Annotated in this window: 12 protein-coding genes; 6 read left to right on the top strand and 6 right to left on the bottom strand. The window is 64.5% G+C overall.

Annotated features, from left to right (window positions below):
• Positions 1-37: 37 nt before the first annotated feature.
• The 6 genes from radA to rpsF all read right to left on the bottom strand — a co-directional run bounded on the left by radA (position 38) and on the right by rpsF (position 5,635).
• Entirely contained in the window at positions 38-1,429 is a 1,392-nt protein-coding gene (gene radA, locus NYQ83_RS09865) for a DNA repair protein RadA (protein ID WP_128291454.1), read from the bottom strand.
• Positions 1,429-2,559, bottom strand: a complete 1,131-nt coding sequence (gene alr / locus NYQ83_RS09860; RefSeq protein WP_261214417.1) for an alanine racemase — start codon at positions 2,557-2,559, stop codon at positions 1,429-1,431. Before alr ends, radA begins: the two co-directional genes overlap by 1 nt.
• 35 nt (positions 2,560-2,594) lie before the next feature.
• Complete coding sequence (locus NYQ83_RS09855; RefSeq protein WP_261214416.1) at positions 2,595-4,082, bottom strand: replicative DNA helicase; 1,488 nt, start codon at positions 4,080-4,082, stop codon at positions 2,595-2,597.
• Between the two features lie 227 nt (positions 4,083-4,309).
• A complete protein-coding gene (gene rplI, locus NYQ83_RS09850; RefSeq protein ID WP_261214415.1) occupies positions 4,310-4,924 on the bottom strand; it encodes a 50S ribosomal protein L9 in 615 nt (204 codons plus the stop codon).
• A gap of 80 nt (positions 4,925-5,004) precedes the next feature.
• The gene (rpsR, locus tag NYQ83_RS09845; protein WP_026379016.1) at positions 5,005-5,253 is read right to left on the bottom strand and encodes a 30S ribosomal protein S18; all 249 of its coding nucleotides are present in this window, start codon (positions 5,251-5,253) and stop codon (positions 5,005-5,007) included.
• A gap of 4 nt (positions 5,254-5,257) precedes the next feature.
• Positions 5,258-5,635 (bottom strand): 30S ribosomal protein S6, encoded by a 378-nt coding sequence (rpsF, locus tag NYQ83_RS09840; RefSeq protein ID WP_092810875.1) that lies wholly within the window; start codon positions 5,633-5,635, stop codon positions 5,258-5,260.
• Between the two features lie 391 nt (positions 5,636-6,026).
• Here rpsF and NYQ83_RS09835 point away from each other — a divergent pair, with 391 nt between their 5' ends.
• The 6 genes from NYQ83_RS09835 (at position 6,027) to mltG (ending at position 13,748) form a co-directional block, all read left to right on the top strand.
• Positions 6,027-8,825, top strand: a complete 2,799-nt coding sequence (locus tag NYQ83_RS09835) for a mechanosensitive ion channel domain-containing protein (RefSeq protein WP_261214414.1) — start codon at positions 6,027-6,029, stop codon at positions 8,823-8,825.
• 146 nt (positions 8,826-8,971) lie between these two features.
• On the top strand, positions 8,972-9,925 hold the full coding sequence (gene fabD, locus NYQ83_RS09830; RefSeq protein ID WP_261214413.1) for an ACP S-malonyltransferase: 954 nt from the start codon (positions 8,972-8,974) through the stop codon (positions 9,923-9,925).
• 23 nt (positions 9,926-9,948) lie between these two features.
• Positions 9,949-10,686 (top strand): 3-oxoacyl-[acyl-carrier-protein] reductase, encoded by a 738-nt coding sequence (gene fabG / locus NYQ83_RS09825; RefSeq protein WP_128291460.1) that lies wholly within the window; start codon positions 9,949-9,951, stop codon positions 10,684-10,686.
• A 179-nt stretch (positions 10,687-10,865) separates the two neighbouring features.
• Positions 10,866-11,108: an acyl carrier protein gene (locus NYQ83_RS09820; RefSeq protein ID WP_092810884.1), complete on the top strand. Its 243-nt coding sequence runs from the start codon at positions 10,866-10,868 to the stop codon at positions 11,106-11,108.
• A 29-nt stretch (positions 11,109-11,137) separates the two neighbouring features.
• Positions 11,138-12,400: a beta-ketoacyl-ACP synthase II gene (gene fabF / locus NYQ83_RS09815; RefSeq protein ID WP_261214410.1), complete on the top strand. Its 1,263-nt coding sequence runs from the start codon at positions 11,138-11,140 to the stop codon at positions 12,398-12,400.
• Positions 12,401-12,479: 79 nt separating this feature from the next.
• Positions 12,480-13,748 carry an endolytic transglycosylase MltG gene (gene mltG / locus NYQ83_RS09810; RefSeq protein ID WP_261214408.1) on the top strand — a complete coding sequence of 423 codons (1,269 nt, stop codon included), beginning with the start codon at positions 12,480-12,482 and terminating at the stop codon, positions 13,746-13,748.
• Positions 13,749-13,786: the final 38 nt, after the last annotated feature.

Genomic DNA, 13,786 nt, shown 5'->3' with positions numbered 1-13,786 from the left:
CCGCGATAGATGACGGCGCGTCGTGGCATCGCCGAGCTCACTGATGGTTGCGGTCCCGGCCGCTTTGTTCCTGGGCGCGTGCCGCAAAGGCGGCCACCATATCGGCCAAGGTCGCGATCTTGTCCAGAGCCAGCCCGGTCACTGTGTCCTCGCTGCCCGCTTCGGGCAGAAATGCTGTGCGAAAGCCAAGTTTTTCCGCTTCCTTCAGCCGCTGTTGGCTTTGTGCGACGGCACGGATGGTGCCTGAAAGGCTGACCTCGCCGAAATAGATACTGTCGGGCGGCGTCGCAACCCCGGTGCGCGAGGAGATGAGCGCCGCCGCAATCGCCAGATCGGCGGCCGGCTCGGCTATGCGAAGCCCGCCGGCGACGTTGAGATAGACGTCGAACTGGCCGAAACGAAGGCCGCAGCGCGCTTCGAGCACAGCCAGAAGCATGGCAAGGCGGTTGGGGTCCCAGCCGACGACGGCGCGCCGCGGCGTGGCGAGGCTCGATTGCGAGACGAGCGCCTGTACCTCGACGAGAAGCGGCCGCGTGCCTTCCATGCCGGCGAAGATCGCCGTGCCCGGGCTTCTCGCATCGCGCTCGCCGATGAAGAGATCGGACGGGTTGGCGACCTCGCGCAAACCGTCGCCGGCCATCTCGAAGACGCCGATTTCCGAGGCCGGGCCGAAGCGATTCTTGACGGCCCGCAAAAGACGAAAGCGGTGTCCGGCATCGCCCTCGAAATAAAGCACCGCGTCGACCATGTGCTCGACGACGCGCGGTCCCGCGATCTGGCCATCCTTGGTGACGTGTCCGACGAGAATGACGACAGCGCCCGTCGATTTGGCGAGGCGGATGAGATTTTGCGAGGCAAGCCGCACCTGCGTGACGGTGCCGGGCGCGCTTTCGGCGAGATCCGTCCACATCGTCTGGATGGAATCGACGATGACGACATCGACCTTCGGCCCGGTCTTCAGCGTCGCCAGAATATCTTCGATATGGGTTTCGGCGGCGAGCTGCACGGGCGCATCGACGACGCCGAGACGTTCGGCACGCAGACGCACCTGGTCGATCGCCTCCTCGCCGGAGATATAGACGACATGCCTTCCGTCGCGGGCGAGCGAGGCCGCCGCCTGGAGGAGGAGGGTCGACTTGCCGATGCCCGGATCGCCGCCGACGAGAAGGGCCGAGGCCGGCACGAAGCCGCCGCCGGTGACGCGGTCGAGTTCGGCGATGCCGCTCGTGAGGCGCGGCGGGCTCTCCGTCTTGCCCGAGAGCGGACGCAGCGCGACGACATTGCCGCGCCCTGCGGCCGTCGAGGCGGGGGCGGCCGGGCCTTCCTCCTGCAGCGTGTTCCATTCTCCGCAGGCGTCGCAACGCCCCTGCCAGCGCGGCCAGACGGCCCCGCAATTCACGCAGACATATTGCGTCTTCGGGCGCGCCATCAGGAGGGGCCGCCGCTTTCGACGCCGCCGATGTAGCGGCGATGGGCGCGGCGGGAGAGATTGGTCAAAAGCTCGTAGGAAATCGTGCCGGCATGGCGCGCGACGGCATCGATATCGACGTTCGGGCCAAAAAGCTCGGCCGTCTTGCCGGGAAGCGCGAGGCCTTCCGGAATGTCGGTGACGTCGACCGAAATGAGATCCATGGAGATGCGCCCGAGCAAGGGCGCAAGATGCCCAGCGATGGAAACGAGGGCACCCGATGCCATGTCCGAGGAGCCGGCGGCGCGCAGATAGCCGTCGGCGTAACCGGCGGAGAGGATGGCGATGCGCGTCGTCCGCCGCAGGGTTTCGAGGGCGCCGTAGCCCACCGTCTCGCCGGGATGGCCGGTGCGCACCTGAAGGATGCGCGCTTCTGCCGTGACCACCGGGTCGGAGATCGCCTCCGGATGCGAGGCACCGCCGTAAAGGGCGATGCCCGGCCGGCAGAGCTCGTGGTGATAGGCGCGCCCCATATGGATGCCGGCCGAATTGGCGAGCGAGGCGCGCGGCAGCCCGAGCAGCGCCTTGGCATGTGCGAAGCGCTCGCGCTGCCTCTCGTTCAAGGGCTTTTCCGGCTCGTCGGCACAGGCGAGATGGCTGATCATCAGATCGATTCCGGGTCCCGGGCCGCCAGCCTCGGCCAGGGCTTCGGTGTCCGCAAGCGACAGGCCGAGGCGGTTCATGCCGGTATCGACGTGAAGCGCGGCCTTGTCGCGGCCCGGCCATTTGCGCCAGCTCTGAAGCTCGCCGAAATGGCCGAGGACCGGAGAAAGGCGGGCCTCGCGGTAGAGCTCCGCCGCTTCCGCGAAGAAGCCGGCGAGCACATAGATCGCGGCAGTTTCGGAGGGATCGTGGGCTGTCAAAGCGGCACGCAGGGCAGCCCCTTCTTCCGGGACAGCGACGAAAAACGTCCGGCAGCCCGCGGCAAACAGGGCCGGCCCGGTCATCGCGATGCCCGTTCCATAAGCGTCCGCCTTGACGACGCCTGCGCATTCGGCCGGCGCGACGAGATCTCTCAGCCGGCGCCAATTGCCGACGAGGGCGTTCAAATCAATGGTCAGGCAAAGACCGGCGGCCGCCTCTTGGCTCACGTCTCCAACCTCGCGCACACGGGAATCATCAAGGCTCAATCGTAACGTACCGGAAGCCGCTCTTCGTGGGCCAGGGACGAGAAGCGCGTCACGTCGGCCTCGAAGGCGAGATCGATCGTGCCGGTCGGGCCGTGGCGCTGCTTGCCGACGATGACTTCGGCGCGGCCGGCGACCCCCTCCATCTCCGCCTGCCATTTGAAGAACTCCTCGGTGCCTTCCTTCGGCTTCTTGTTCTTCAGGTAATATTCCTCGCGGAAGACGAAGATGACGACGTCGGCGTCCTGCTCGATCGAACCCGATTCGCGCAGATCCGAGAGCTGCGGGCGCTTGTCGTCGCGCGCCTCGACCTGACGCGAGAGCTGGGAGAGGGCGAGCACCGGAACGTTCAGCTCCTTGGCGAGAGCCTTCAGGTTGGTGGTGATCTCGGTGATTTCCTGCACGCGGCTGTCGGAGGAGCGTTTCGAGGACCCCTGGATGAGCTGCAGATAGTCGATGACGAGAAAATCGAGGCCGCGCTGGCGTTTGAGACGCCGCGCGCGGGCCATGAGCTGGCCGATGGAGATGCCGCCGGTCTGGTCGATGTAGAGCGGCATTTTCTGCATTTCCTGCGCCGCGACGACGATCTTGTCGAACTCTTCCTCGTGGATGTCGCCGCGCCGGATCTTCGATGAGGGGACGGCGGCCTGCTCGGCGATGATACGGGTGGCGAGCTGTTCCGACGACATTTCCAGCGAGAAGAAGCCGACGATGCCGCCATCGATGGTCTTCATCGTGCCGTCGCCCTGCTGCTCGCCGCGCCAGGCGCGCGCAACATTGTAGGCGATGTTGGTGGCGAGCGCCGTCTTGCCCATGCCCGGGCGACCGGCGAGAATGATCAAGTCCGACGATTGCAGACCGCCCATGAGGCGGTCCATGTCGTCGAGGCCTGTTGCGATGCCCGACAGGTGACCGTTTCGCTCGTAGGCGGCGGCCGCCATGTCGATCGCGGTCTTCAGCGCGTCGCCGAAACCCTGAAAGCCGGTTGCGCCGCGGCCCTTCTCGGCCAGTTCGAAGAGCGATCTTTCGGCTTCCTCGATCTGGTGGCGGGGCGTCATGTCGACTGGCGCGTCATAAGCGACGTTCACCATGTCCTCGCCGATGGTGATGAGCGAGCGGCGGAGCGCCAGATCGTAGATGGTGCGGCCGTAATCCTGGGCGTTGATGATCGTCGCCGCCTCATAGGCGAGGCGGGCGAGATATTCCGCAATGGTGATCTCGCCGACGCGCTGCTCCTCGTTGAGGAAGCTCTTGAGGGTTCGCGGATCTGCGATCTTGCCGACACGGATCAGCTGGCGCGCGACCTCGTAGATCCGCTGGTGCAGGGGATCGTAGAAATGGGCGGGTTCGAGGAAATCGGAAACCCTGTCGAGCGCGTCGTTGTTGATCAGGATGGCGCCGAGAAGCGCCTGCTCGACTTCGATATTATGAGGCACCTGGCGAGGCGAAATGGGCTCGGCTTCGCGTAAACGGGCTGCGGCTGTCATGGGACCGTCGTTGGTTAATCGCCCCTTACTAGCAAGCCTGCCGGGCGCCGGGGCGAGACGGTGCAGGGTATGAGTCTTTTCCTAGTTGTTCCTGATGAGGAACGACAAAAAAGCATTCCGAGCTTGACCGCGATCTCGTTGTCGCACGCCGACTCATACCGAACAAAAGAGCAACAAAAAAGGGGCGCCCGCAAGCGCCCCTTTCGATAATCCTCAGGAGAAGGCGATTACTCGCGCTCCTCGTCCTCCGCGTCGACCTCGGTCGGCTCGAGCTGCAGATCCTCGGGATTCTCGAAGACCTCTTCGAGAGCCGCGGCCTCTGCATCCTCGGGCTCTTCGTCATCGAAGCGATCGCGGCCGGAGAGGTTCTCGCCACGTTCCTGACGCTCGGCCTCATCGGCGTTGCGCGCGACGTTGAGCGTGATCGGGGCCTCGACCTCAGGATGCAGCGAAATCAGAATCGGATGCAGACCGAGCGTCTTGATCGGACGATCGAGCCAGACCTGGCTGCGCACGACCGTGAAGCCTTCCTCGCCCAGAATCTCGGCGATGTCGCGGGTCGAGACGGAGCCGTAAAGCTGGCCCGTTTCGCCGGCGGAGCGGATCACGCTGAAGGTCTTGCCGGCGAGCTTTTCGGCCACCGCATCGGCTTCCTTCTTGGCTTCCAGGTTGCGCGCTTCGAGCTGCGTCTTCTCACGCTCGAAACGGGCCTTGTTGGCCTCGGTGGCGCGCAGAGCCTTGCCTTTGGGCAGGAGGAAGTTGCGGGCGTAACCGTCACGCACGCGCACTTCGTCGCCCATCTGGCCGAGCTTGGCGACGCGCTCCAGAAGAATGACTTGCATTTCTATCTCCTTGCTGTCCCGCCTGGCCGTGGCCGGCGGTTAGAGGCGTCAGACAGGCCGACGCCCCAACGGGTTGGATCTTACTTCAGGACGTAAGGCAGCAGGCCCAGGAAGCGGGCGCGCTTGATGGCCTTGGCGAGCTCGCGCTGCTTCTTGGCGGAAACCGCCGTGATGCGCGAGGGAACGATCTTGCCACGCTCGGAGACATAGCGCTCCAGAAGCTTGACGTCCTTGTAGTCGATCCGCGGCGCATCCTCTCCGGAGAACGGGCAGGACTTGCGACGACGGTGAAAGGGCCGACGGGTCGGCAGCTGTGCGATATCGACCATGTGCTTATTCTCCATCCTCGCGGCGGCGTTCGCGTTCGCGACGGCGACGCTCATCGCGCTCACGCTTCTGCATCTGCACGGAGGGCTCTTCCTCGTGCTCGTCGACGCGGATCGTCATGAAGCGGATGATGTCTTCATTGTAGCGCATCTGACGCTCCATCTCCGCCACCACCGGGGAGGGGGCATCGATGTTCATCAGTGCGAAATACGCCTTGCGGTTCTTTTCGATACGGTAGGTGAGGGACTTCATGCCCCAGTTCTCGGTCTTACCGACAGAGCCACCACCCTGCTCGACGACACCCTTATAGTGTTCGACGAGCTCATCGACCCGCTGGCCCGACACATCCTGTCGGACCAGGAATACGTGCTCATAAAGTGACATAACTGGCCTTTCCATTCAGCAACCTGCCTGGCGCGGAGCCTCACCGAAGCCTCAGCCGGATCTTTCGAAAACCGGAGAAAGGCTCAAGAGTGCGTCTTCAGGAGCGGAGACACCGGGAACCGACCGGTCTTGCCGGTCTCGGCCACCTTTTGGGCAGCCGTCCCCATTCAGCCCCCGGCCGAAGCTGGTCGCATCGCTGCGTTATAGGGATTTTTCGTTTCCGTGCAAGCCTGTGGGGACGGGCCGCCGAGGAATGGCGGAAAAAGCGCACGATCTCTTGCGTCCATGCTCTTGCCCTTGCGTCGGGTTGCCTCATTCTAGTCCCATCCAACGCCCATGAGGCGGCGTTCCGCCACCCGCTGATGCTCTTTCCGACCGGACACCGATGCTTTTGACCGATCTTTTTCCTGCGCGTCTTTTGCGCCTTTCCGCCGTTCTGCTGGTGCTGTTCACGCTTGCGGGTCTGGCGCCGAGCGGTGCCGGCGCGCAATCCCTGCCGATGCCGACCGTGCCCGGCACCTCTGACACGTCCGGCTCTTCGGATACGGCGAATGAAGGGGAGGGCGAGACGAGCGGCGACAGCGCGCTCCGGGCCAAGCTGCTCGCCGACATCTTGAAGGACGAGAGAGCGCGTCAGGCGCTCATCGACCAGCTCGAGCAGCTTGCGAACCCGCAATCGCCGGCGGCAGAGGCCGCGGCGCCGCAGGAAGAGGAAGACCAGTCGCTTGCCCGGCAGCTTGCCGATGCCACCAAGGGCGCGGCCGAGGCAAGCTATGGCGTGGTCGAGCGTCTCTTCCGCGACCTGAAAGGTCTTGGCGCGCTCGCCAAGCAGGCGGGCGATCTCGATTGGGGCGCGTTGCAGGTCGCCATTTTGCGGCTCTTCGGAACGATCGCGGTCACCGGAGTGGGCCTCGTCGTCTTCAGTTACCTTCTACAAAAGCTCACGCATCTCGTGACGCGGCGCATATCGGGGCCGCATGCGGTCGTGAGGAGCATTGCCTTCGTCGTCGAAACGCTCGCCGACATCCTGGCCCTGGCGATCGCCTATGCCGTCGGCAGCGGGCTTGCCGTCGGCGTCTTCGGCGATGGCGGGCAGATGCAGATCGAGCAGTCGCTTTATCTCAACGCCTTCCTCATCGTCGGTGGCGTGCGCGTCTTCCTGCGGGCGATCGTCGCGTCGACGACGGAGACGACCTCTCTCATTCCCTACCGGGAAGGCATCACCGATTATGCCTATGCCCGGCTGATGGTGGTGGCGGCGCTCTTGATCACCGGCATCGCCTTCCTGGTGCCTGTCGTCAACACCAGCCTCTCCTTCGTGGCCGGGCGCGGGCTGCGCGTCACCGTCATGCTGGTGGCGGCCTTTGTGGCTCTCACCTCGATGCGGACGCTCGCCGCGCGCATCAAGGAGCGGCGTGACCCGGATACGCAGGGCATGGGCGGCCAGGTCGTGACCATGTTCGTGCAGCTCTGGCCCTGGATCGGCACGCTCTACGTGCTCGCCGTCCTCTCCATCGGCATCACGCGGCCTTACCTGCTCGTCTCGTTCGTGGTCGGCGCCTCCGTGCGCACGGCGGTGGCGATCGGGATCGGCGTGGCGCTCGTGGCGCTGGTGAAGCTCGCGCTGCAGCGCGGCGTGCGTCTGCCGCAATGGATGGCGCGCGAAGTGCCGGTTCTGGAACGGCGGATGAACACGCTCATCCCGGCAATTCTGAAGATCGTGCGCACGCTCGTGATCGTTGCCGTGATCCTCGCCATCATCGACGCCTGGCAGGTGCTCGACATTTCCGGGTGGATTTCGACCGAGCGGGGAGCCGATCTCGTCGCGCGGGTGATCAGCGCCCTCATCATCGTCGTCGTCACCTATCTTCTGTGGATCGGCATCTCGTCGTGGATCGAGCACAGGCTCAACTACGGCAAGCAGGGGGCGATGCCGAGCGCGCGTGCGCGCACGATCCTCTCCCTCATGCGCAACGGTCTTTCCATCACGCTCTTCGTGATCGCCGGCATGCTCGCTTTGTCGCAACTGGGTGTGAATATCGGGCCACTTCTCGCTGGTGCCGGTGTCCTTGGTCTTGCCGTCGGTTTCGGATCCCAGAAGCTCGTCCAGGACGTCATCACGGGCGCTTTCATCCAGTTCGAGAATGCCATCAACGAGGGCGATGTCGTCACGGTCGCCGGTATCTCCGGCGTGGTGGAGAAGCTGACGGTGCGCTCCGTCGGCATTCGCGATCTGGCGGGCGTCTATCACATCGTGCCGTTCTCGTCGGTCGATGCCGTCTCCAACTCGATGCGCAAATTCGCCTATCATCTGGCCGAGGTCGGCGTCGCCTACCGCGAGAATATCCGCGAGGTGAAGGAGGCGATGCGCGAGGCCTTCGATCGTCTCAAGGCGAGCGAATACGGCACCGACATCATCGACGATTTCGAGATGCACGGGGTGACTGCATTGGCCGATTCGGCGGTCATGGTGCGCGGGCGCATCAAGACGCTGCCGGGCAGCCAATGGGCGGTCGGCCGTGCCTATACGGAGATCATGAAAGAGGTCTTCGACGAGCGCGATATCGAGATCCCGTTCCCGCATCGCACGCTCTATCTCGGCGTCCACAAGGATGGGCATATCGACACCTTGCCAATCGCGATCGAAGAGCAGGCCCGTCGCAAAGCGCTGGAAGAGGCGGCCAAACCTCAGATCGAAGAAAAGGTGGTCTCTGCGGGCGGCGAGAAAAAGGACGGCGGGAAGAAGGACGAAAAATCCGAACCGGCTCAAGGCTCGAGCGCTTCGGAGCCTTACACGGCACCGACCCAGGACCTGCCCGCGGAAGAGGGGCAGGCGAAGGCCGCAGCGCTCAAGGCCGCCGCGCTCTCCGGCGGAAAGGTCACGGAAGGTGAGCCGTTTGCGGACCAGTTCACCGAGGATCAGCTGCCCGATACGGAGGATTCGCGCAAAGCCGCCGCTTCCGTCGATCAGCCGGCCGAGGATGAGGCGGCCAAGAACAAGCCGTCTGGGGAGAAGCCGGCCGGGGCGGGAGGCAACGCGAAGGCGTCCGACAAGACCCCGGCGAGCCGTCGCACGAGCGGGCAGGGCGCGAAGGGGTCGCGTTCGCAAAATCGCAGCCGCAGACCGCGTCGCCGGCGCAAGGACGAACCGAAGCTGCCGGAACCGACACAGGATTCTGACGACGAATAGAGGCGCGCAGGATGTTCTTGTGGGGTGCCGCGACGGGCGTCATGGCGCCTTGACAGTCCACGCGCAGCGTGATCACACCCGCTCAACTGACGTCGCGGCCCTTTGGGCCACAAGATCAAACGCGGCAAGAACAAAAAGGAGAAGCCATGGCCACCGTGTTCGCTTTCCCGGGGCAGGGCAGCCAGGCCGTCGGCATGGGAGCTGCGCTCGCAGACGCTTTTCCGGAAGCGCGCGCGGTTTTTCAGGAAGTGGACGACGCGCTCGGCGAGGCTCTTTCGAAGACGATTTTCGAGGGGCCGGATGATGCGCTCACTTTGACGCGCAACGCCCAGCCGGCCCTGATGGCGGTTTCCATGGCGGCTCTGAAGGCGCTCGAAGCGCAGGGGATTTCGGTTTCGGCACATGCCGATTTCGTCGCCGGGCATTCGCTTGGCGAATATTCCGCGCTGGCGGCGGCCGGAAGCCTTTCGATCGCCGATGCGGCGAGGCTCCTGCGCATTCGCGGCGATGCCATGCAGGCGGCGGTGCCGGTCGGCGAGGGCGCCATGGCGGCGATCCTCGGTCTCGATATCGAGGCGGTGCGCGAGATCGCCAACGAGGCCGCGCAGGGCGATGTCTGCGAGGCGGCGAACGACAATGCGCCGGGACAGGTGGTCGTCTCCGGAAGCAAGGCGGCCGTCGAACGGGCGGCGGAGATCGCCAAGGCCAAGGGCGCCAAGCGCGCCATGCTTCTGCCGGTGTCCGCACCCTTCCATTGCGCCTTGATGCAGCCGGCGGCCGAACGCATGGCCGATGCGCTCGCGCAGACCGAGATTGCGCCGCCGTCGGTGCCGGTCGTGGCGAATGTCACGGCGCGGCCGTTGACGGAGGTTTCGGAAATTCGTCAACGGCTCGTCGAGCAGGTGACGGGGGCCGTCCGCTGGCGCGAATCAGTCGCCTGGATGGGTGAGAACGGTGTGACGCTCCTGGCCGAGATTGGCGCCGGGCGTGTCCTCTCCGGTCTCGTCCGTCGTATTGCGCCTGGAATGAGCGCGCTGACCGTCGGCAAGCCCGAGGAGATAGAGGCTGCCGTGGCGGCGCTGAAAGCGGCGAAAGAATAGTCAGAAAGAAGAGGGGAGAGGGCATGTTCAGCCTCGAGGGAAAACGCGCGCTCGTCACCGGTGCGAGCGGGGGAATCGGCGGTGCGATCGCGCGGGGGCTTCATGCCCAGGGCGCGACGGTTGCGCTGTCGGGCACCCGTGAAGAGCCTCTGAACGCGCTTGCCGCCGAACTTGGCGACCGCGCGCATGTGCTTCTTGCCAATCTCTCCGATACGGCGGCCGTCGACGGGCTCATCGGTGAGGCCGAGAAGGCGATGGGCGGGCTCGACATTCTCGTCAACAATGCCGGCCTGACGCGCGACGGCCTCGCCATGCGCATGAAGGACGCCGATTGGGAGATCGTTCTCAAGGTCAATCTGGAGGCGGCCTTCCGCCTGTCGCGTGCCGCGCTCAAAGGCATGATGCGCCAGAGGGCCGGGCGGATCATCAACATCACCTCGGTCGTCGGGGTGACCGGCAATGCCGGTCAGGCGAATTACGCGGCCTCGAAAGCCGGTCTCATCGGCATGTCGAAGGCGCTGGCCCAGGAGGTGGCGAGCCGCGGCATTACCGTGAACTGCATCGCCCCCGGATTCATCTCCAGCGCCATGACCGACCAGCTCAACGAGAAGCAACGCGAAGGAATCATGTCGAGCATTCCGGCCGGCCGGCTTGGAAGCGGCGAAGACATTGCTGCGGCTGCGGTTTTCCTGGCGAGCCAGGAAGCCGGCTACGTCACGGGGCAGACGCTGCACGTCAATGGCGGCATGGCGATGATCTGACGCCAAAGAACCGCACGACCAGCGTCTTCCGACTGCTGGTCAAGGCCATAGAAACATGATAACGGACCGCGCGACCATCCCCGTTCGACCCCTCGACCGCGCGGCAATCCGGGTTTTTCAGGGGATAAGGACTGTTTTTCACGGTCATACCAGACCAGGCAATCGAGGAAGCTGAGGCTATGAGTGAGAGCAATATCGAGGAGCGCGTCAAAAAGATCGTCGTGGAGCACCTTGGCGTTGAAGAAGAAAAGGTCACCAAGGAAGCCAGCTTCATTGATGACCTCGGCGCCGACAGCCTGGACACGGTCGAGCTTGTGATGGCGTTCGAAGAAGAGTTCGGCGTGGAAATTCCGGACGATGCCGCTGAGACCATCCTGACGGTGGGCGATGCTGTGTCGTTCCTCGAGAAGAACGCCGGCTGACCTTCTCTCGTGATTTGCGGTACAGTGGAATGAGACGCGTCGTCGTCACGGGTCTCGGCATGGTTTCGCCCCTCGGTTGCGGGGTGGAGGAAACCTGGTCGAGACTGCTTGCTGGTGAGAGTGGTGCAGCACGCATCGAGGCCTTCAAGGTCGACGATCTTGCGTGTCAGATCGCTTGCCAGATCCCGCGTGGCGACGGCTCCAACGGCACCTACAATCCGAATGATTGGATGGAGGTGAAGGAGCAGCGCAAGGTCGATGAATTCATCACCTTTTCCATGGCCGCTGCTGCCCAGGCGCTGAAAGATGCCGAGTGGGAGCCCGACGAATACGAAGACCAGATCCGCACGGGCGTGCTGATCGGGTCCGGTATCGGCGGGATCCGCGGCATCGTCGAAGGCGGGCTTTTGTTGGAGGAGAAGGGGCCGCGTCGCGTGTCTCCCTTCTTCATCCCAGGCCGGCTCATCAACCTTGCGGCAGGGTATGTCTCCATCCAGCACAATCTGAAGGGCCCGAATCATGCCGTCGTGACGGCGTGCTCCACGGGCGCTCATGCCATCGGCGACGCGTCGCGCCTCATCGCGCTGGGCGATGCCGAAGTGATGGTGGCGGGCGGTACCGAATCACCCCTCAATCGCGTCTCGGTGGCGGGCTTTGCCGCCTGCCGGGCGCTATCAACGAATTTCAACGGTTCTCCGACGAAGGCGTCGAGACCCTATGACCGCGACCGTGACGGCTTCGTCATGGGCGAGGGAGCGGGTGTCGTCGTTCTGGAAGAGCTCGAACACGCCAAGGCGCGTGGCGCGCGCATCTATGGCGAGATCGTCGGCTACGGCATGTCGGGCGACGCCTATCACATTACGGCTCCGGCCGAGGATGGCGATGGCGCCTATCGATGCATGACCGCCGCTTTGAAGCGGGCGGGCGTCAGCCCCGAGGAGATCGACTATATCAACGCGCATGGCACCTCGACGCCGCTCGGCGACGAGATCGAGCTGCGCGCCGTGGAACGCCTGACCGGTCAGCATGCCTCCGAGATGACGATGTCGTCGACGAAGTCGGCGGTCGGTCATCTTCTGGGAGCCGCCGGCGCGGTCGAAGCGATCTTCTCGATCCTCGCCATTCGTGACAATGTCGCGCCGCCGACGATCAATCTCGACAATCCGTCGGTCAACACGCCGATCGATCTCGTGCCGCATCAGCCGAAGGAAAAGCCGATCAATGTCGCGCTTTCCAACTCCTTCGGATTCGGCGGTACGAACGCCTCGCTCGTCTTCCGGCGTTTCAATTAGCTGATCGGCCGGCAGCGGCCCTCTTTCGCCATATTCGAGCTTAGTTGTCGGATCGACGGCGACGTGGGAAAAGCGGGCAATGAACGAAAAAGTGCCGAGCGAGCAAACAGGGATTCCTGAGGCTGACGCTGCCAACGGCGAAGCGCGGCCTGCGGAGCACAACGGTGCGCGCTCCGGCCGCCGAATCAATCCGAAGAGCCCGCGCCAGGCGATCCAGCCTGAGCCGGCGCCGCCACCTCCGCCGCGCTCCAAGCAGGCGAAGCACCCGGTCGTGGTGACCCTCAATTTCTTTCTGATGACGGCGGTGCTCGCTGTCCTCTTTGCGGGCGGTGCCCTTTATTTCGGCAAGCAGCGCTTCATCGCGGACGGGCCTCTGGAAGAGCCGCGGACGGTGTTGGTCACCCGCGGCTCGGGCGTCGATGCGATCGCCGCGCAGCTGAAGCGCAACAACGTCATCGACAGCCCGCTCATCTTCAACGTCGGGGTGCGCCTCAACGAGGCCGCGAGTCGCCTGCAATACGGCGAATATCTCTTCCAGCCGCATGTCTCGATGCGTGAGGTGATGGAGATCCTCACCTCGGGCAAATCGATCCTGCATGCCGTGACGATTCCGGAAGGGCTCACCAGCCAGCAGATCGTCGACAAGCTTCGGGCCGACGATGTGCTCGTTGGCGAGATCGAGACGGTGCCGCCCGAGGGTTCGCTGCTGCCGGAAACCTACAAGTTCACGCGCGGGGCGACGCGCCAGCAGATCCTTGAGCAAATGGAGCGGGCGCAGGACCGGCTTCTGGACGAGGTCTGGGGACGCCGCTCGCCGGATCTGCCCATCGAAACGCCGGGAGAGCTCGTGACGCTGGCCTCGATCGTCGAGAAGGAGACCGGCAAGGCTGACGAACGGCCGCGCGTTGCCGCGGTCTTCATCAACCGCCTGAAGCGCGGCATGCGCCTGCAGTCCGACCCGACGATCATCTACGGGCTCTTCGGCGGTGCGGGAAAACCGTCCGACCGGCCGATCCTTGCCTCCGATCTGGAGAAGGAAACCGAGTACAACACCTACCAGATCAGCGGTCTGCCGCCCGGGCCGATCGCCAATCCGGGGCGCGCGGCACTCGAAGCCGTCGCCAATCCGTCGCGTACGGACGATCTCTATTTCGTCGCCGACGGAACAGGCGGCCATGTCTTCTCCACGACGCTTGCGGATCATAATCGCAACGTGGCGCGCTGGCGGCGTATCGAGCGCACGCAGCGGGCGGCCGAGGAGGCGGAGGCCGAGGCTGAGGTTCTTCAAGAGGAGCCGATGCCGGGGGCGGAAAACCTCATCCCGCGTCCGCGACCAGAGCCGGAATGAGGGGCAAGGCTTGTCCGGGCGGCGCGCCCGCGCTACGC

It is taken from the genome of Afifella sp. JA880 (assembly GCF_025379905.1).
Classification (GTDB): domain Bacteria; phylum Pseudomonadota; class Alphaproteobacteria; order Rhizobiales; family Afifellaceae; genus Afifella; species Afifella aestuarii.
The sequence above is the reverse complement of the archived record's forward strand: the minus strand, read 5'-3'. Positions and strand labels throughout refer to the sequence as shown.

Excerpts from the sequence above, each read along its gene's own strand:
- NYQ83_RS09820 (WP_092810884.1), top strand. The coding sequence starts at position 10,866 with ATGAGTGAGAGCAATATCGAGGAGCGCGTCAAAAAGATCGTCGTGGAG.
- fabF (WP_261214410.1), top strand. The coding sequence starts at position 11,138 with ATGAGACGCGTCGTCGTCACGGGTCTCGGCATGGTTTCGCCCCTCGGT.
- radA (WP_128291454.1), bottom strand. The coding sequence starts at position 1,429 with ATGGCGCGCCCGAAGACGCAATATGTCTGCGTGAATTGCGGGGCCGTC.
- rplI (WP_261214415.1), bottom strand. The coding sequence starts at position 4,924 with ATGCAAGTCATTCTTCTGGAGCGCGTCGCCAAGCTCGGCCAGATGGGC.
- rpsF (WP_092810875.1), bottom strand. The coding sequence starts at position 5,635 with ATGTCACTTTATGAGCACGTATTCCTGGTCCGACAGGATGTGTCGGGC.
- rpsR (WP_026379016.1), bottom strand. The coding sequence starts at position 5,253 with ATGGTCGATATCGCACAGCTGCCGACCCGTCGGCCCTTTCACCGTCGT.
- NYQ83_RS09855 (WP_261214416.1), bottom strand. The coding sequence starts at position 4,082 with ATGACAGCCGCAGCCCGTTTACGCGAAGCCGAGCCCATTTCGCCTCGC.
- fabG (WP_128291460.1), top strand. The coding sequence starts at position 9,949 with ATGTTCAGCCTCGAGGGAAAACGCGCGCTCGTCACCGGTGCGAGCGGG.
- mltG (WP_261214408.1), top strand. The coding sequence starts at position 12,480 with ATGAACGAAAAAGTGCCGAGCGAGCAAACAGGGATTCCTGAGGCTGAC.
- fabD (WP_261214413.1), top strand. The coding sequence starts at position 8,972 with ATGGCCACCGTGTTCGCTTTCCCGGGGCAGGGCAGCCAGGCCGTCGGC.